Annotated in this window: 18 protein-coding genes and 1 tRNA gene; 4 read left to right on the top strand and 15 right to left on the bottom strand. The window is 40.9% G+C overall.

The annotated features are described in order from the left end of the window. From ACJVC5_RS18855 to ACJVC5_RS18845, 3 genes are read right to left on the bottom strand one after another with little or no spacing between them, the layout of a single operon-like run. Window positions 1-783: a phospholipase A gene (locus ACJVC5_RS18855; protein ID WP_408097097.1), complete on the bottom strand. Its 783-nt coding sequence runs from the start codon at window positions 781-783 to the stop codon at window positions 1-3. Window position 784: 1 nt separating this feature from the next. Further along, window positions 785-1,537: a ZIP family metal transporter gene (locus tag ACJVC5_RS18850; RefSeq protein ID WP_408097096.1), complete on the bottom strand. Its 753-nt coding sequence runs from the start codon at window positions 1,535-1,537 to the stop codon at window positions 785-787. A 7-nt stretch (window positions 1,538-1,544) separates the two neighbouring features. Continuing rightward, window positions 1,545-2,582 (bottom strand): hemolysin family protein, encoded by a 1,038-nt coding sequence (locus tag ACJVC5_RS18845; protein WP_408097095.1) that lies wholly within the window; start codon window positions 2,580-2,582, stop codon window positions 1,545-1,547. Between the two features lie 375 nt (window positions 2,583-2,957). On the opposite strand from ACJVC5_RS18845, the gene ACJVC5_RS18840 reads away from it, so the two are divergent. Next, window positions 2,958-3,830 carry a LysR family transcriptional regulator gene (locus ACJVC5_RS18840; RefSeq protein ID WP_408097094.1) on the top strand — a complete coding sequence of 291 codons (873 nt, stop codon included), beginning with the start codon at window positions 2,958-2,960 and terminating at the stop codon, window positions 3,828-3,830. On the opposite strand, the gene ACJVC5_RS18835 is transcribed toward ACJVC5_RS18840, so the two are convergent. Further along, entirely contained in the window at window positions 3,831-4,676 is an 846-nt protein-coding gene (locus ACJVC5_RS18835; RefSeq protein ID WP_408097093.1) for a LysR family transcriptional regulator, read from the bottom strand. A gap of 91 nt (window positions 4,677-4,767) precedes the next feature. Between ACJVC5_RS18835 and ACJVC5_RS18830 the strand changes: the two genes are divergently transcribed. Further along, window positions 4,768-5,421 (top strand): ankyrin repeat domain-containing protein, encoded by a 654-nt coding sequence (locus ACJVC5_RS18830; protein ID WP_408097092.1) that lies wholly within the window; start codon window positions 4,768-4,770, stop codon window positions 5,419-5,421. A 37-nt stretch (window positions 5,422-5,458) separates the two neighbouring features. On the opposite strand, the gene ACJVC5_RS18825 is transcribed toward ACJVC5_RS18830, so the two are convergent. The 7 genes from ACJVC5_RS18825 to ACJVC5_RS18795 form a co-directional block, all read right to left on the bottom strand. After that, entirely contained in the window at window positions 5,459-5,905 is a 447-nt protein-coding gene (locus tag ACJVC5_RS18825) for a hypothetical protein (RefSeq protein ID WP_408097091.1), read from the bottom strand. Further along, window positions 5,883-8,087: a pre-toxin TG domain-containing protein gene (locus ACJVC5_RS18820; RefSeq protein ID WP_408097090.1), complete on the bottom strand. Its 2,205-nt coding sequence runs from the start codon at window positions 8,085-8,087 to the stop codon at window positions 5,883-5,885. The genes ACJVC5_RS18825 and ACJVC5_RS18820 overlap by 23 nt, the downstream gene beginning before the upstream one ends. A gap of 1 nt (window position 8,088) precedes the next feature. Then, window positions 8,089-9,030, bottom strand: a complete 942-nt coding sequence (locus ACJVC5_RS18815) for a hypothetical protein (RefSeq protein ID WP_408097089.1) — start codon at window positions 9,028-9,030, stop codon at window positions 8,089-8,091. Window position 9,031: 1 nt separating this feature from the next. Then, entirely contained in the window at window positions 9,032-10,525 is a 1,494-nt protein-coding gene (locus ACJVC5_RS18810; RefSeq protein ID WP_408097088.1) for a hypothetical protein, read from the bottom strand. A 3-nt stretch (window positions 10,526-10,528) separates the two neighbouring features. Continuing rightward, window positions 10,529-11,371: a hypothetical protein gene (locus tag ACJVC5_RS18805; protein ID WP_408097087.1), complete on the bottom strand. Its 843-nt coding sequence runs from the start codon at window positions 11,369-11,371 to the stop codon at window positions 10,529-10,531. Window positions 11,372-11,619: 248 nt separating this feature from the next. Further along, a tRNA-Gly gene (locus ACJVC5_RS18800) sits at window positions 11,620-11,695 on the bottom strand. 73 nt (window positions 11,696-11,768) lie between these two features. Continuing rightward, complete coding sequence (locus tag ACJVC5_RS18795; RefSeq protein ID WP_408097086.1) at window positions 11,769-12,170, bottom strand: hypothetical protein; 402 nt, start codon at window positions 12,168-12,170, stop codon at window positions 11,769-11,771. A 215-nt stretch (window positions 12,171-12,385) separates the two neighbouring features. Here ACJVC5_RS18795 and ACJVC5_RS18790 point away from each other — a divergent pair, with 215 nt between their 5' ends. Further along, window positions 12,386-12,754: a hypothetical protein gene (locus ACJVC5_RS18790; RefSeq protein ID WP_408097085.1), complete on the top strand. Its 369-nt coding sequence runs from the start codon at window positions 12,386-12,388 to the stop codon at window positions 12,752-12,754. On the opposite strand, the gene ACJVC5_RS18785 is transcribed toward ACJVC5_RS18790, so the two are convergent. The 4 genes from ACJVC5_RS18785 to ACJVC5_RS18770 all read right to left on the bottom strand — a co-directional run bounded on the left by ACJVC5_RS18785 (window position 12,755) and on the right by ACJVC5_RS18770 (window position 16,282). Then, entirely contained in the window at window positions 12,755-14,083 is a 1,329-nt protein-coding gene (locus ACJVC5_RS18785; RefSeq protein WP_408097084.1) for a hypothetical protein, read from the bottom strand. Window positions 14,084-14,151: 68 nt separating this feature from the next. Next, window positions 14,152-15,225, bottom strand: a complete 1,074-nt coding sequence (locus ACJVC5_RS18780; protein WP_408097083.1) for a KamA family radical SAM protein — start codon at window positions 15,223-15,225, stop codon at window positions 14,152-14,154. After that, complete coding sequence (locus ACJVC5_RS18775) at window positions 15,197-15,460, bottom strand: hypothetical protein (protein WP_408097082.1); 264 nt, start codon at window positions 15,458-15,460, stop codon at window positions 15,197-15,199. Before ACJVC5_RS18775 ends, ACJVC5_RS18780 begins: the two co-directional genes overlap by 29 nt. Next, window positions 15,461-16,282 carry a 3'-5' exonuclease gene (locus tag ACJVC5_RS18770; RefSeq protein ID WP_408097081.1) on the bottom strand — a complete coding sequence of 274 codons (822 nt, stop codon included), beginning with the start codon at window positions 16,280-16,282 and terminating at the stop codon, window positions 15,461-15,463. 210 nt (window positions 16,283-16,492) lie between these two features. On the opposite strand from ACJVC5_RS18770, the gene lpdA reads away from it, so the two are divergent. Next, window positions 16,493-17,887, top strand: coding sequence for a dihydrolipoyl dehydrogenase (gene lpdA / locus ACJVC5_RS18765; protein ID WP_408097080.1), 1,395 nt, complete (start codon window positions 16,493-16,495; stop codon window positions 17,885-17,887). Window positions 17,888-17,890: the final 3 nt, after the last annotated feature.

Below are 17,890 nucleotides of genomic sequence, written 5' to 3'. Positions count from 1 at the left end.
TTAAAAAGCCAGCATAAAACCGAGACGATACTCTGAACGTTTCTTATTATATCCAATGAGGCTTTCCCCGTAGCCTTCAAACCATTGTAGATAAAGTGAAGGGTTGAAGTTATTAGAGCCAAAGTTGTAAGCAAGCCCGATCTGAGTCGCACCCTGGTCAATATCGTAGACCTTAGATCCCGCGTAGGCCCTGAACTCTAAGTCTATGGACTGATCATTAATCAAAATTAAATCAGTTAATATCATATTGAGGTCCCAATATCCCAGGTGGTTCACGATATCTTTGTTAGTGTCATCTTCGTTGAAGATTTTATAAACCATAAGGTTTACATCGAGATAGTGGCGACTAATTTTGGTGATGTAATTTGATCTAAGATAGATCCTATCCAGAGATCTGGAGTCAAGCTTGTCCTTGCCATTTGATGTATGAAGATAACCCATGTCGAGTGTTTTAAATGATTTGGTATCGGTCTCAATTAAACGGTAGAAAATTTCAGGTTTATAGTTCACGTCCTCAAATGGCTTCGACTCATCATAGATGTCCCAAAACATAAGCTGAGTGTAAGCAAAGTAAACTGGAAATGATTTTGCGAGTCGATACTTAAAACTAAACTGAAGTTTCAAATCATCATCACCGAAGACGAAGTACGTGGGATTATGAAATGAAAACTTTTGGTTTTCCGGGGTTCCAAATATCGCTTCGATAGTTTCTTGAGGGTTTTGTCGTATAGCAAATGCGTTGAAAGAAAAGACAAGAAACGAGAGGACAAAGAGAATGCGCATACTAATCCAAGTGAGATGCCATAAACGAAACAAGGAATCCCAAAACAGTTATTATCCCACTCCAATCTCGATCTTCTTCATAGGCCTCTGGGATCATTGTTGTCACAATCATCGCAAGCATGGCCCCCGCTGCTAGACACATGATTAGGCCAATGACGTTGTCACCTAGATGGCCAAATAAGGTGTAACCGGCGATTGAAGCTATGCCTGATATTAAAGCAATTCCGAGCCAGAGAGAAAACACATATTTTTTTGATCTTCCGGCCTTCTTCATACCGCTTGAACTTGAAATTCCTTCCGGAAGATTAGAAAGAAATATGGCGAAAACTGCGACCAGACTGACTGAACCACCGGAAAGTATTGTAAGTCCGATGACTATTGATTCAGGAATACCATCGAGAAGGGCACCAATCGCAATGGCCGTTCCGCTTCCGCCATCTTCTTCTTCCCTGGGTTGAAGATCATGAGATCGTTTGCGGTGCTTCCCGCCTCGTGAGTTAACCATCTTTGCGGCCATCGTATAGATGATGGCCCCACCGAGAAAACCAATGGAAGGATAGAGAAAGTGTCCACCTTGAACACCTTTGTCCATGAGTTCAAAACAAATAGCAGAGATGAGGACACCACTTCCAAATGCCATGACGGCAGAAATGACTTTTTGAGGAAGTTCAATGAAGTAACCCATGCAAGCGCCAATTAAAAGCGCAGATCCTGCAAGCCATCCCCAAAAACCTGCAACGATCCATTGGCCCATATTCACATCACTTTTTTAAACTGATTTTTGGTCGGTTCGAAAGAATTCGAGAAGTCATTGAATCCGCTCGGTCATTAATATCACCGACGACTTCTTCGATGATATCTTCAATCGTAATAATGCCCACAAACTGGGCCTCCTTGTTTTCTACCACGGCAAGTTGAGTTTGCTTTTCTTGCATACGAAGAAAGGCCTCAAGCACTCGCTCAGAATCAGGCACTTTAAGGGCCGAGCGAAGGACCCCTTGCCATGGCATTTGATTCTGGATTTGTGAATCAGGAAGATCTTTCTTCAAAAGGATGCCTACGACAACGTCTCCATCAATCACAGGAAAACGAGAATGAGGCGCAGAGGCCATTTTATGACGAACTTCTTCTTCACTGTCACTGAAGTTTAAATGAGCGACTTTTTCCCAAGGAATCATGGCCTTAGAAACATTTCTTCCTTTAAGAGCAACCAGGTTTTTCACAAATTTCTGATGGTATTCGGGAAGATTACCAATCTCCACTGATTGTCCCATGCTTTCGTCTTCTTCATTACCTTCTATACCAATGACTTTTAGAAGAGAGTTTGTAGAGATTTCTAAGAAAGTCACTATCGGGGAAAGGAAACTATCTATGAAACTAAGCACTGGAGTTCCAATGCCAATAATCTTTAGTGGATGTTTAAGGGCGACCGTCTTTGGAACAAGTTCACCAAAGACCACGCTGAAGTAAGTGAGAGGAGCAATAACCACCATAACAGCAATGGCCTCGGCCACAGAGTTTGAAACGCCGTAGTTTTCTACAATGTATGGTTCCAGAGATTCTACCGCGCCTGTACCGCCCACTGCAGCTGCAATGGCACCAACAAGTGTGATCCCGATTTGAATCACGGATAGAGTACGTTCAGGTTTCTTTTTGAAAAAGGTAAGTCGTTTATGAATACTTTTCTGATCTTCAAGCTCATCAATTTCTTCACGAGTGATAGTCACAAAGGCCATTTCATAGGCCGAAAAAAAGGCATTAACAACAAGACAGGCAGCAACGATCAAAAAATCTAACATGGGAATATTTTCTGGCACGGTATTTAATAAGTAAACTTCCTTTCTTTGTCGGGACAGGTGATTTCTGCGGCATCAAGGACCAATCCATACATTTCCATACAGAGTGGCGTCAAATGATTCTCATGGTCCGGATTGTTTTCTTGATTTAAGCACATTTCCTTCATAAATATTCCTTTTTTATCACGTCACATTGAGACCAAAGAGAAATAAGGCCCCACCACTGAATAAAAAGATAAACAGGGTAATTTCTATAAGAATGCAGTTCCATAAAGGGGACAATTTCATTAGTGGCTCCTTAGATTTTCTGTGCCAGTTTTAGAATCTTAACCTAGGATTAACAATTCATATTAATTCATGTATTGTATGAATTAATTCATGAATAACCGTATTCCGCACTACCTTATTGAATCTTTTATTACCGCCGCAGAAGAGTCTTCGCTTCAGGTGGCGGCCGATAAACTGCAAATCACTCAATCAACTCTTTCAAAACAGATGATCATGCTGGAAGAGATGCTTCCGCATAAGATTTTTACCTTTGATGGAAGAAAGAAGGTCCTGACGAGTTATGGTCTCTCGCTCTATGAGGCCTTGAAACCAAAATTTGCTCAGACTCAAGAATTGATTGAACAGACCTCGCTTTTATTTTCTCAACCTGAGAATGTGCATGTGAGAATTTGTGGGAGAGGGGAGCTGTTGGACATCCTGGCCGTTAATTTAAAGTTCAATGGTAGAATGACCTTTATGCCCATGAATAATGAATCGGCACTTGAGGCCGTTCTTCAAAGGAAGGCCGAGCTGGCGATTGTTCACACGGGAATTGATTCTAATGAGATCGTGATGAGGCCTTTTATCCTGAATGACTTCAGATTCGCGGTTTCAAAGTCTCTGATGAAATCCAAACCAAAGGTCGAAGATCTGACGGACAAGATAAAGTCTCTTCCTTGCTTACTTTATAAGATGCATGATCCAGTGATTGAAAATCTTTTAAAATCTTGGAAGATTAGTTTTGAAGAGCTGAATGTTCTGAGAACTTATCCTAATTACACTACACTTGCTCGCATGGTAAACGAAGGGTTAGGATGGGCAATCCTTCCTACTCATACGGCCATAGATGAAAGTGCTAATCATGTTCTTCCAGTTTCCATGAGTTCATCTTTTAATCGAAAGTTTCACCTTTGTTATCGCAAAGATATTTCGAGTGCAGGGTGGTTAAAAGAGCTGTTGACCGAAATTAAACAAGTGACGTGACTAGTAATTCTTAAACGATTTCACTAGGTCTGCCGCTACTTCTTTTGCCAATGTAGATGGGGCACTCCCTACATGAAGCACAAGTTCAAAATCTTCAATGGATCTAAAACCGTCCTTCGCCGTAAGTATCTTATGTTCTTTCATGACCAATCTCTTAGGAAGAAGAGTGACGCCAAAGCCAATGTTAACTGCAGATATGAGGCTCGCGAGACTGGAACTCTCGTAAGAAATTCTCCATTTTCGTTGTGTTTCTTCAAAGTAATTAATCATTTCATTCCGATAAAGACCATTCTCGGAAAAGGCCACAATGGAAACAGTTTCCTGGAGATAATTATTTGCCTTTTGATGGTCAATCCATTTCAAAGGCTCTTTCCAACTGGCAAACCCTGATGTTTCGCCTTTCCTTTGTTTTATAAAGACAATGTCCAGGTCTCCTGATTGAAAACTTTCCCAGAGCTTCTTACTGATACCGCTTATGATGGAAAACTGTATCTTGGGATATTTCTTTCTAAATTCTGCAAGAATGGGGGCGATAAAGGAGGAGGCGATGTCCTCCGGAACTCCTATCTTCACAAATCCATATTCGAGATCAATTTTAATGTTCTCTTCTGCTTCTTCTATCAGATTGCATATTCTTTTTGCGTAGAGGAGAAGCTTTTCTCCTTCGGTTGTGGTGAAAGCAGTTTTGCCTTCTCGTGCAATCAAGTTACAACCCAAATCCTCTTCTAATTTTCTTATTTGTTGGCTGACTGTTGATTGAGTCAGATGGACCTTGTTCGCGGCCTTGGTGAAACTCTTTAATTCCGCGACGGCAATAAAACTTCTTAAAACATGTGGGTCAAGCATATTAATTTTTCCACTGATTGTTATAAATTAATTTAATTTTTAAATAATACGCAGAAGTTGTAAAATCATGAAGAGCAAAAAGGAGTTTTTTATGGAAAAACTATCAAATCTAATCACTCTAGTCGGTATTCTGATGGCATCACCGGCCCAGGCAACTTCTCTTCATGACGCCATCTCGAATAATGATTTCAAAGGATTCAAAGCGATTCTTGCCTCTGAAAAAGATAAATTGTTAGAACTTCGAGATGAGTTAGGGAGAACTCCACTCCTTTATTCCACCCAATTAAACCGTGTGGAAATGGCAAAAATACTGATTGAAAATGGAGCAGATGTTAATGCTCGAGATGCCAAGCACGATACTCCATATCTTTATGCAGGAGCAGAAGGAAAAAACGAGATTCTCGCCATGACCCTGGAAAAAGGTGCTGATCTTAAGAGTACTAATAGATATGGTGGAACTGCGCTTATTCCTGCGGCCGAGAAAGGGCATCTTGAGACAGTCAAAATGCTTTTGAAAACCAAGATCAATGTAAACCATATCAATCGTTTAGGGTGGACCGCACTTCTTGAGGCTGTCATCTTAAGTGACGGTGGGGAGACACATCAAAAGATAATCCAAGAGCTTATTAAAGGTGGAGCTGATGTTAACATTGCTGATAAAGAAGGAGTCACACCTCTCCAACATGCCCAAAGAAGAAATTACACCAAGATTGTTGAAATTCTAAAAGCTGCGGGTGCACGCTGATTTTTATAAAAAAGACCGGTCGTAAAGATCGGTCTTTTTATTTTTCGTTGGTATTATCTCTAACAAGCTGTAGAACCGTATTTTTACCTGTTTCTAACTCTGTCTCATAGTAATAGGGATCATTTCCCAGGATTAAAAGATCTTTCCCTGATGCATTTTGTTCTAGGGCACTGACATAGCTATAATAGACCGGGTCGTTATCATGTTTGGTGGAACATGGTTCAATGTCCCAAAGCCATTCGCCAGAAAGACTGAAGGCATGAACGTTTCTATACTTTGTTTTATCAAGGATAATGAGCTTGTCCTTGATAATGACTATTTCTTTAATACGGTCTTTGAGATGTTCTAGTTTTTTATCATTAATAAACACTTCTCCAACCTCCGGAATAACTTTGATTCCGAATTTCTTCTCAATCCCTTCAAGTTTTTCTTTCCAGGTCATTTTGTCTGGAAGTTCATAATTAAAAACCGGTAAAAATGTCATCTGCAGCTTCCGAAATAGGTTTCTCAATAGATTCTTCTATAGATTCAAGAATCTCTTTATCATTGGTATCAATAAGCAATTGTATCCCGTTTCCTTTTTTCCCGTAAAGCGGTGTCGCCGCTCCTTCATAGATGGTCAGGCCTGGAGGTGGTGAAAACTTAGTCACCCAATATCCCATAATAGGTTTTTTTGGATCTGGGATAGAGGCCATATTTTTGATGGCATCCAGGTTTTTTCCTATAAGATCGGCACATCTTAGTGTGAATACTCCCGGAGGTGCCTTGGTACTACCGATTTTCCCATCTTCAAGTTTAAACTTCGTAAAGACTCTACAAAGCTCTTCACTTCCTTCACTCAATCTTCTTAGCACTCGACCTTTGAATGCAGGATCAGTAAAACGAGGATATTTTGTCGAAATAAATTTATTAATATCGGTTGAGTCAAAAAATTCGAATACAGGACGACGGAATTTCTTGAAGCTTTGAATAAGGTTTTCAACTTGAGGAAATGCCTTATCAACTTCAAGGCGCGACCAAGGAGATGAGATTTTTTTACCAATCTTTACAAGAATAGGCGCTGTTCTTGAAAAAACAGCATTTAAAACATTAAATCCTGTCAGACCACCAATGACCTCAATCGACGCCATCGCTATTTCGGCTGTACTCAGTTCTTCCTGAGTCACCATGTTCTTGCCGGTAAATAACTCATAGGCCGGTCTCACTGATGAAACTACAGGCACAAGATTTAATCCAAAATCTAAGATTTTAAGGCCAATCGAAATTGATTCATCCGCGGCCTTAAGACTTTCCTCATCATTGGCCAGTATTGAATCGTTAATGGACTCAAGACCAACATCGAGAGTTGCCTTGGCAACTTTCTTTGCTTCTTCACCAATATTGTCCTTTGGCTTAAAGGCATCAATCTTGTTTGATAGTGTTTCTGCTTTGGCAAGAGTTGCATCAATCTTTACTGCAAGGGCCGGTTGAACCTTTGTGAAGTTAAGATTCTTTTTAAGTTCTTTTGCCGCTTCATTACCTTGATCGGCCAGTGAATCTACAAATTTTCGGTTTGTTTCAGCAATGTTATTTGTTTTAAGCCAAAGATCATTGGTTAGACCTTGCTTAAAGAGGATTTCGTAACCCTCAGATGTCTTGTCGGTCAGTAGTTGCTTCTCAACAGAATTAAGATCCCGACTGGTCTGCAGAAGATCATTGACTAAAGTAAGGCGTTCTTGCCATTGCTTAATGGAGCTTTCTAACTTATCCATGTCTTTCATGGCCAGTGCAGAGGCGTGGTCTCTGATAATCGTATTCAGGTTGTCTATGAGGTCATAAACGAAAACGGACACGTCTTCGCCTGGTGTATCTTCACCTTTCTGTGGGGCCGGTAGAGGAGGAATGTAGGCACCGTACTCTCGTGCCTTTGCACGGTGAGTGTTATATCTGTTTACGATGGCAGTTTGGGAGGTCCTTACATTCGAGCTGTTGTTCAATTGAAGACGACTAAGTTCCTCTTTTCTCTCCCGAAGGATTTGAATTTGATTTTGGGTAATGTCTAATCTTGTTAAAGTTTCAGCATCAATTTGATCAAATTGCTTGTCCTGCATCCCGGCCAGGAGGTCTTCAAATTCTTTTATCTTCTGATCAATTTCTCTCTGCTGCTCTTTTATTTTGTTCTCTTCATTTTGAATCTTTTCAAAAAAGTTGGCATCATACAATCTTCTGTATTCGGCCTTTGCTTTTTCCAGCTCTTCATGAAGCTTTGGATTGATCTCTTTTAACTCGAGATAAATTTCCTGGTAGGTACGATCTTGATTATTTCCAGTCCTTTCAGAAATAACCGGTTCCCCTTTACGTTTTTTATTAAAGAAGAAGTCATATCTATGTTTCGTATAAAAATTTGGATCATTTGTAATAGTGGCGATGAAGAATTCAATATAGTTTGAACCAACTCTTAATGAAGAAGGATAAATAAAGCCTTCGTACTCACATTGAGCAGATGAGCAATTTCGACCGTTATTAAACAAGATAGGATTGCCATTAATATTCATGACATTTGAGTCAGGATAGGCAAGTCTGCAGCCGGAATAAGCGTCAAGCCTCGTACACAGAATATTTACTTCTGAATTTGCTAACAATAAATTACTGAAGACCAAGAACAGGAGAGCAATGATGGTTCTCATCTTATTTCCCCTCTAACTGACATACAGAAGGGTCTTCATAGTATGAGCCGCATAGCTTTTGAAGAAACTTAATCTCTTTGATTAAACCGTCCTTGTCATCATCCTTTGCTGTTTTTAGTTTTTCTTTGGCGTCCCAAATTTTATTGAGAACAATCTGACCAGTTGAAAGACTATAGGTCGGTTGGGTAAGGGCATCTTTCCTGGCCGCCAGTTCTTCTTTGAAAGAATTAATTCCTGATCTCATGGATTGGATTTCTGTAATCACAAACCCTGTGTTTTCAAGGGCCGCAAGAAGTTGTGTCCTGTTCTCATCATATTGAAGAGCAAGGATCTTTGTTTTTGTATGTGAATATTCGAATTGATAATTATGTTCCTGAACATTTAGGCGTTGGAGAAGTTTGTTGAAATCAGCAATTAACTGCTCATAGGATTTCATTGAGTCCGGCGCTGACGATGCAAGCTGTTTATAAATTTCAAGGCCCTTTTTAATGGCAGCATCTGTCTTATCAGAAATATCATAGACCTGAGGTAAAATTCGAGGGTTTAGAACTCCCATAAAGTCTCTGAGAAACTGACTACCTTTGATGAAATCCATCATGGTTTTATCAATGGTCTCAATGTGCTTACCTGAATAGATTTCGTAGTTCTTTTCCAGGACCTCTGAAGCTTTTTTCTTGATACTTGCGGTCTTAGAACTTCCATTATCCTGGATGGCCTTTAGGCGTTGTTCTTGATCTCTTTTTACCCATTCTGAGCACGCTCTAACGTTTCTAGTGTAATTGAGGTAGCAGTTTTTCAAACTCACCGCATTCTCAATGCCGCTACAGTTCATTGAGTTTTGAACCAAACGACATGCTTCGTTTCTATTCCAGAAGTCCGTTTGCCCATAAACGGTAGATGATAGGGCAAGAGATATAGTGAAAAGAGTTTTGAAGTTGATCATACTATTCTCTTCTAATTTCCGCTGAACTGATCCAATCAAGTGTAGTCAGCTGACCTGGAGTTAGTTGAACTTTCTCAGCACCTTTTAAAGAAACGGGAATTTTTAAAACCGCATGGTACATGTTGAATGGGAAATGAGGAGGCACAAAAGGAAAGGTTTTCCAAAATGCAGGAAGCGGGTACAGCTCTTTAAGAATAGGCTGAACCATAAATGAGCCATAGTTTGGAAGTTCCGGATGTTTAAAAGTCTTTGACCATTTTTTAGTGACTAGTTTATTGGCCACATAAAGCTGGAACACTTCCAGGCCATAAAAGTCCTTCATGCTCTTACTTGCGGTGGCCGGAAGGGTAGCAGAGAGAGCACCTTTAAGAATTTCTACGGGATGAGTATCATATTTAGTATTGATGAAGTTTTGGGCCTTCGCCAGATCATAGGTCACAGTCGCAGAGTTCAAAGGGTTCACTAGATATTCATAAGTAATGGCCAGGATTTGATGACCTTCTTTATGATGCTTTTTCTTTAATAAGTCAGAATGTTTAAATTCACAGTATCGTGAAAGCTCAATGTCCAATTTTTTTGTGAATGATTCTGGATAGCGATTGAAGTTTTCATCCAGAAATTCATTTTTTACTGAAGCAGAGTTAATTTGGGCCTTCTCAAATAAAAAACCACGATTTTCTTTTTTGATTTTATTAATGTTTTCATCCCAGTTACTATTAAACGACAGTTCAACCGTAACGGATTTTTTTAGCTTTGAAGCAATTTCCTGATCCAGTAGTTCAATTTCGCCTTCAAGCGCTTGGATGTTTTCTTGAGTTTGATCATTCTCTGAAAATAATTTGAGCGCCAGATTTTCGATGTCGTTATACTCAGTATTTAGTTTTTTATACTGAGCGGCCTCTGGAGAATTGTCTAAATAGTTATCAATCGTTTGGACTATTTCGTCCTTGGAAATGGCGAGTTGATTAATCTTTTCTGTCTCTGTAGCTTTGCACTCAGCAGTTTTACACTTCTGCTTTTGTTGTAGGGCCTCGGTCAGTAGGCCAATCACTTCCTCTAATTTTTGATCGTATTCCTTAATCGTGTTTAAATTAGCATGCTCTCGAACGAGTTTATTTTGCTCTTTAACGATCGCCAGTTGTCGAATTCCTAATTCAGAGATTTGATCTTCTTTTTCTTCGATTTTGATCTCAAGATTCTCTATCGAAGCTTCGATCTCTTGAACTTTTTGTTCCTCTTTCACCATTTCCGAACAATCGTTCGAGGCCTCTTTGTTGAGAGAAACTTCGACCGGATTCATCTCTCTATTTGGGGGAAGAACATAGATGACACTTGGATCCCTGTCGTCTAATAGAAGATTAGAATTCGTACTATTTTTAATATTGTTAATAGTTACGAAACTTTCTGGATGAGAAGGATGGACAGTTGGATGAGACCAAGCGCTCATGCATGCTATAAACGAGACTGTTGTAAAAACGAATGATGATGTTTTCATTGTTTAAAGCCCCTTAACTGGATTACACAGACGCCAGTCACCTGATTTTGTTTTTTGGTTAAAGCAGCTCCAGACATCTTCGACCCCGTGATCAGCGATTCTGCACCAGGCAGGAGTGAGGGATTTCCGAGAACAGCTGAATTCAAGTGTACAGTTATTGTTCTTGTCGGTTGCTAAACAGCACTCTGTGTTCTTGCATAGCTTGTTTTGTTTTTCGAAATACATGAATCCACAGATGGCATTCTTTCTTCTTTTGCAAACCTTGCCATCATCAGTAGGAGGATTTCTTTCTTCATATGGAGTATTCGTCGTATCAACATAGTTCAGATTAAGAAAACTCAGATCTGAGTTGAAGTTTGAATTGCTTAGATCTAAATATTTAATTTCGTTTTTATTCGTGGCCAATTGATAGGCCTGTTTTGCGGCCTCAAGATCTGAATTTCTAAGAGCGCCAGTAATCGCTTTTGTAATCTCGACACCGGTCCCATTAAATGGGACACAAACTTCTTTTTCATGAGTTTTAACATCACCGAAGCTGAGCATTTTGTATTCGCGGTTTAAGTTACTTCTATTAAGTTCAAAGTATCTCATTTGACGGGCAGGAATGATTTGATTTGCAAATGTAACAACAAGTCGCTGACGATCGTATCCAGTCTCATCATGCATGGAGACCTCTACTTGCTTGGAACAAATGAGATCTTCATTTGAGTTGTTCAACACTTTGGATATAACTTTTTCTTCTTCAAGGATGATGTTCCAGGCCACAGGTGAGATTGTGGTGGCCGTAGTTCCGGCCAATAATTTAGTGGCGAGTATTAATCCTAATACTGTTAGTTGTATTTTCACGGTGGCTCCTTAAAGTATGGGTATTTTAAGGCCTTGATTAATAGATGTGGGAGCGACCCTGACGGGTCAGGAATTTATTACGTACTGACCAATTTTTAGACAGTAGGACCTTTTAAGCTATTCTTAGGGATGAGGTGCCAAAAGATGGAAAGAGGGTGGAAGACTCATGAATTAAGGTCCGAAGGCACGTAGTGAAAGTGAGCAAAAAAAAAGCCTCCACAAGGGAGGCTTTTTATTTCGAATAATTTTGGAGCGGCTTATCAGATTCGAACTGACGACCTTCTGCATGGCAAGCAGACGCTCTACCAACTGAGCTAAAACCGCGTTAAGTGCATCAGATATTAATGCTAGCCGCTCAAACTTGTCAACCGAGTTTTTTCAAAGATTTTGAAAAAAATTAGCGGGTTGGGCAAGGAAGCTCATTATTAGACTGAAAAGTACAAATCACCTCGGTTTCCACCATATTTTCCGGGAAATTACCCCGTAAAACATGAGGGTGAGAGGCCGAAGGAGTGATGCGGACCTTACCGGCAAAGACCTTTGAATGTGACATATATTCGCAACTACTCATGGTCTTTTCAGAAATGAGGACCTCTTTTGGGAAGTCGATGTCGACTTGGTCGATATCAAGGGTAAGTGTGCCTTCCACGAATTGAGCGTATTTAAGGCTAATTTTATTGCTCTCGTAACCGGTCTCCCACATCACTGTTCCGGTAGAGTTAGAGCAGGTAGTTCGCATATAAGAAGCGTGCGCACTCGAGATCATTAAAGTAACTGCTAGAACGGCCAATGCTTTCATAAATACCTCTTAGGTTTTAGTTGCCCAAAAAAGTAAGAGTTGCGCTGAAGGCCCGTCAATCGTGGTTTTTGGAGCGGGGTGAGGAACTTTTAGTTGTTCCGAAAACTTTGCGAATCAATCTTTATTAATCTTTTGTTGAACTCGGCACAGCAGACCTTTTCGTTGCTGTTTGCGCTTCTTAAAATAAGTCAGTCGTTCAATAAAAAAGGATTTTTATGAAAACAATTCTAGCATCGCTACTTCTGTCCCTTGCTTTTGCTTCTCATGCTGCTGATAAAACCATTTTTTGGTGTGATCCCATTGAAACCAACAAAGGCGTAGAAGGCGTACTTATCAAAGAAATGAATAATGAAATGGTGATGGCGATCTACACCAAGTCGGACCGCTGGGGCGGGGTGAATGAAGAATTCAACAAGGTCGCTTTCACTCACGATGAATATAAGTACTCTTATGTTTCAGCAGAAAACAATTCAAGCCTGGTGATTCAAATCATGGGTGGAAGGCCATGGAGAGACGGATGGTTCGTAGGACAGTTTCTGAATAAGAAATATGATGTTCTGATGAACTGCGAGTATCAACTTTAATTAGACGAACTTTTGTTCTAAGACCTTAATGATTTTCTGGTAGCTCGGGTTTGTAAACCGGGCCGCCAGAATAGGCAGAATGTCTTTCTTAGTAGAAGGCAGGGCCGGGTTTAGAAGAATTTTTACGAAACAATCTGAAATGATGAACACACGAGAGAGTGGATGAAGCTCTTCGCTTGGGTCATCTTCAAATCCAATCCCGTCCATTTTCCCATGTGACTGAATCAGAACTGTTTTAATGTAATCATCTGCGTCCGGGTGATGGTCCATCAATTTCACTGCATCCAGAGCATGGGTCATGACCTGTTGCCTTTCTTCATCGGTAAAATTTGATTCCGCAAATTCTCTCATGCTTGAAATTTGCATCTGTTGGTGAGACTTCAATGTCACATCTGAGAAGAAAGAAACAAAACTTAAAATCTGCAGATGTTCAGTCTTATACCAAGTCTGTTTAGAGAGCACATAATGGCACATGAGGGCCAGAAGGTGACAGTGTTGATAAGCATAGGAGACCTTGTTCGAGAACAAAAATTTCAGAAGATTGGCCACTTCCGGAGAGTTTTGAACTGATTTCACCATAGAGTTAATGGCCGCATCCGCGAGATCAATTGTTGCTTGATCAAGACCAATTTGTTGAATGGTATCGCGAACAATGTCGTGGGCATTGGCGGTGGTAAGAATTCTTTCTTCCAAGGAAAGATCATCTTGTTCTAATTTCGCCACCAAATTATTCGTCACAAAAGTCGTGAAGTACTGAATATAGTCTTTTGGAATATAGAATTCCTTAAGGCCCTGGTCTTCGTATTTTTTGATCACCGTCTTATCAAAAACGTCCTTCGAGTGAATTCGTTTCACGTATTGATAGTCGCTAGGACCTTTCTTGATTCGAATATAAACATCACAGGGGGTCCGCTGAATGTCATAGAAGTAATACAGTCCTACCGGAAGGTAATCTGGCTTCACACGATTAATGGAGTCCTGAATGGTCACTCCTAGATGCGAGGCCGCTTGGCGGATGAGACTTTCCCAGCTCACTGGTTCTTTCAAACAAACCACTTCTCGAGCAAGACCCGGGCAATCTCCCATCACAATCATATTGGTGTTGAGAGCTTCTTGTTTAATGTATTGGTGAATTTTTTGGGCCGTTTCCTCTTCACCAACTCTGGCCTCGGTAATGATCAATGAGACTTGAGGAAGAATGCGAAGAAGGGCAAGAGCATCGTCCGCGTTCTGACGATAGATCACATCTGTTCCAACGAACGTATTTAAATTCAGCGAATAGATTTTTTTGAGATCATCATTGGTCTCGATGAGAATCGTTTGACTCATAAGAAAATCTTAACAATGTAAAAGGTGATCACCAAGGAAATTACGCACTAGGCAGAGAAGTCTAAAACTTAAATAAAAAAGTCAGGCTCTTGGATCGCCACCAGCTCGCCGTCCTTCGAAATAAGCTGCCCAGAAAAAGTGGTACTCTCTGGATTCATGGCCGAGATTTTTCCATGTCCGCCTGGAATATCGATCACGTAATGAGGAAGGGCCCAGCCCGGAATATGCTTTCTAAGACCGTGATATATTTCACGTCCCTCGCGCAGTGGAAGGTAGAAATGCATCCCACCTTTCACCTGATCTGGGTGGTGGAGATAGTAAGGGCGAACTTTCAGAGCGATGAATTCCTGATAAAGATCCAGGAGAGCTTCAGTACTGTCGTTAATGCCTTTTAATAGGACTGTTTGAGACAGAATTTGCATTGAAGAAGAGGTGAGTTTTCGAATGGCCACGCGATTGATTTCATCAAACTCTTCCACATGATTGGCGTGGATCGCCAGGGTCATGGTTCTGAATCTTTTTCCAAATTTTTCCATTAAAGAAAGAAAACCGTCGTCAATTCTCTCTGGCAAAATCACTGGGTAACGAGAATGAAAACGAATGTCTTTAATTGAATTAATTTCAGAGAAGGCGGTGAGATATTTCTCGAGTTTTTCATTCGACAGAGTTAGCGGATCCCCACCGGTGAAAATAATCTCTGATACCTCTGGATGCGCTTTTAAATAAGCGAGTGTCAGGGCAAAATCCTGCTGAAAAATTTCATCAGCCACATTGAGTTCATTCTTACGAAAACAATATCGACAATGAACCGGACAAACAGTTGTAGGCGTAAAAAGCGCTCGCGATTCGTAACGGTGAATGAGTTGGGGGGCCTTATGATAGGCCTTATCACCAATCGGATCTTCGAGACCTTTAAAATCAGCATCGAGTTCAGATTCTATTGGCATAAACTCTCGGGCAAGAACACTTTGAGGGCCCTGAATTTTGATCTTTTCGGCTAAACGACGGGGAATGAAGACCGGATAGGTCTTCGCCACTTTCTCAAGTGCAGGAGTTAGTTCCCAACCAAGAAAGCGGTAGAGCTCATGAATGTTCTTAAAAGACGTGCTGAAACTACTTGTCCAGCTTTGGCTCTCGACCATTCTTTTCGAGCTCCTTTAAGTACTGTCGTTTGTAGATATAGGCGCAAGTGCGAATTAAAACTGCACCGTAGATAGAAATTCCCGTGAAGTGGAACATCAACGTTTTAAATGGCAAAACTCCACCTTCATATAGTGTGTAGAGGATCCATTTCAAGAGCACTAAGTGAGCAATCAGAATAATGAGCTGAACAAATCTCTGGCCCATGTTTTCTTTCGTAATAAAAGTATTTTTCATCTAAGTAACGTTCCTTTGAAGAAGACTCGCTTCTAATTTCTGGAAGGACTTGATCTTTTTTAAAAGAAAAGATTTGTTCATACCAGTGAGTAGGCATTCAGCAAACAACACCGGACCTTGAGGCAGAGGCATAAGGCCGATCGGGCGCACCGGTCGGATGCGGCCATTCACTGAACCACCACGGTAATCCAGTTCAACCAGAACTTTGCTCTGAACCATGTCGGTCAGTCCTTTCAGACGAGTCGAGAAATTAAAACAATCATTTTTATCGAAATTTGAAAGCCTAAAGACAAAACTTTTTTCCATGGCGACTTTATGATCAACCATCTCTTTCGCCACATGGGCCATGATTTTCAAACACGCATAAGTGTCTTCAATCGCCACGTGATGCTGGAGTTCAAAACCCACATACTGACTTAGAGTTGAAAGTTTGAAATTGGCCGGAGAGTTTGGCTGATTTTTATAAATCGCACGAGCGTATCGGCAACTGTCATAAATATCCAGGGGAGGAAACTCGATCTGGAAATCATGAGACGCTTTAATGAGATAACCCAAATCAAACGTCGAATTGTGGGCAATCATGGGATGACGGCCAACGAAGTCCCAAAATTCTTTCAGGGGCTTTTTAATCGTAGGTGAATTATTTAGGTCCTCATTTCTGAGACCATGGAACTGAATCGTAAATTCAGGGATATCTATCAGGGGGTTAATGAGTTGATGATAGCTAGAAACCTCACCAGCTTCGGTAATCTTAACCGCTGCGATTTCAATGATTTTGTCCACCAGGGGAGAAAGCCCAGTAGTTTCGAGGTCAACGGCCACCAGCCCTTTAGGGTAAAGGGTAAGTATTGAGGCAATTTCCTCAGATGTTAATGACAGAGACGAGCGCGACCTTGACATAGAGTGTCTTATAGCGTTTTTGTGAGACGTTCGTCTAGCTAAAAACCCCCCTTGTTCATTGACAAGTGCAGGGCGCAAAGTCCATGATTTCGGGACATTTATAGTTATGTTGGTAACAAAAGGATTCTCCTCATGGCCAAAACGTTTGATGTGGTTGTTTTAGGTGCTGGCCCAGGCGGTTATGTAGCTGCCATTCGTGCCTCTCAATTAGGTAAAAAAGTAGCGATCGTTGAAGCTGATAAACTCGGTGGAGTATGTCTTAACCGTGGTTGTATTCCTACGAAAGCTCTTCTTAAGTCTGCTCACTCAGTTCATGAATTGGCCGACTTCAAGTCTCTTGGTATTAACGTAGATCTTAAAGGTCTTGATGGCGCTGTTGCGGTTAAACGTGCCAACGTGATTGCTGATAACATGTCGAAGGGCATTGCCTTCCTCATGAAGAAAAACAAAATCGAAGTATTCAATGGCAAAGGTGTTTTCAAGAACGCAAAGACAATTGAAGTGACTCTTTCTAACGGAACTAAGGAAGAGCTAAACACTACAAATACAATTATCGCTACTGGTGCTCACTACCGTTCATTCCCTGGACTTGAGCACAATGGTAAGCGTCTGATTGGTGCTTACGAAGCTCTTAAACTTGAGAATCTTCCAAAATCTATCGGTATCGTTGGTGCCGGTGCCATCGGTGTAGAGTTCGCTTATTTCTGGAACTCTTTCGGTGTAGACGTTCACATATTCGAAATGCAGAAGAACCTTCTTCCAATCGAAGATACTGACGCTTCTAAAGAAGTTGAAAAGGCCTATAAAAAATATGGCATTAAAATGTCTCTTGGTATCGAAGGTATCACGGCCAAAGATAACGGCAAAGACGTTACGTTCTCAGTAAAAGAGGGCGGAAAGAACGTTGAGTACAAGTTTGACTACGGTCTAATTGCTGTAGGTATGACTGGTAATATCGAAGGCTACGGTCTTGATAAGGCCGGTGTTCAAACTGAAAAAGGTTTCATCAAAGTTAACGACATGTATGAAACGACAACTAAAGGCATCTACGCTATTGGTGACGTAGCTGGACCTCCGCTTCTTGCTCACGCAGCTTCTCACGAAGGTGTTGTGGCAGCTGAACACCTTGCTGGTAAACACCCACATGCTATCGACAAGATGAACATTGCTGGTTGTACTTACTGTCAGCCACAAGTTGCTTCTGTTGGTTACACTGAACGCGCTCTTCAAGAGAAAGGCATCGAGTATAACGTTGGTAAAGCTCCATTCATGGCCAACGGTAAAGCGATTGCTTCTAACGAGAACACTGGTTTCATCAAAGTTCTTACTGGTAAAAAATACGGTGAACTTCTTGGTGCCCACATTGTTGGTACCCAAGCAACTGAACTTATCCATGAGTACGTATTGTTCCGTACAATGGAAGGTATTGATGAAGAAATCTTCGCGACTATTCACCCGCACCCAACTCTTGGTGAGTGGTTAGGTGAAGCAGTTCTAGCAGCGAAGGGCAGACCGCTTAACTTATAATTT

The organism is Peredibacter sp. HCB2-198 (assembly GCF_045999315.1).
Lineage (GTDB): Bacteria > Bdellovibrionota > Bacteriovoracia > Bacteriovoracales > Bacteriovoracaceae > Peredibacter.
The sequence above is the reverse complement of the archived record's forward strand: the minus strand, read 5'-3'. Positions and strand labels throughout refer to the sequence as shown.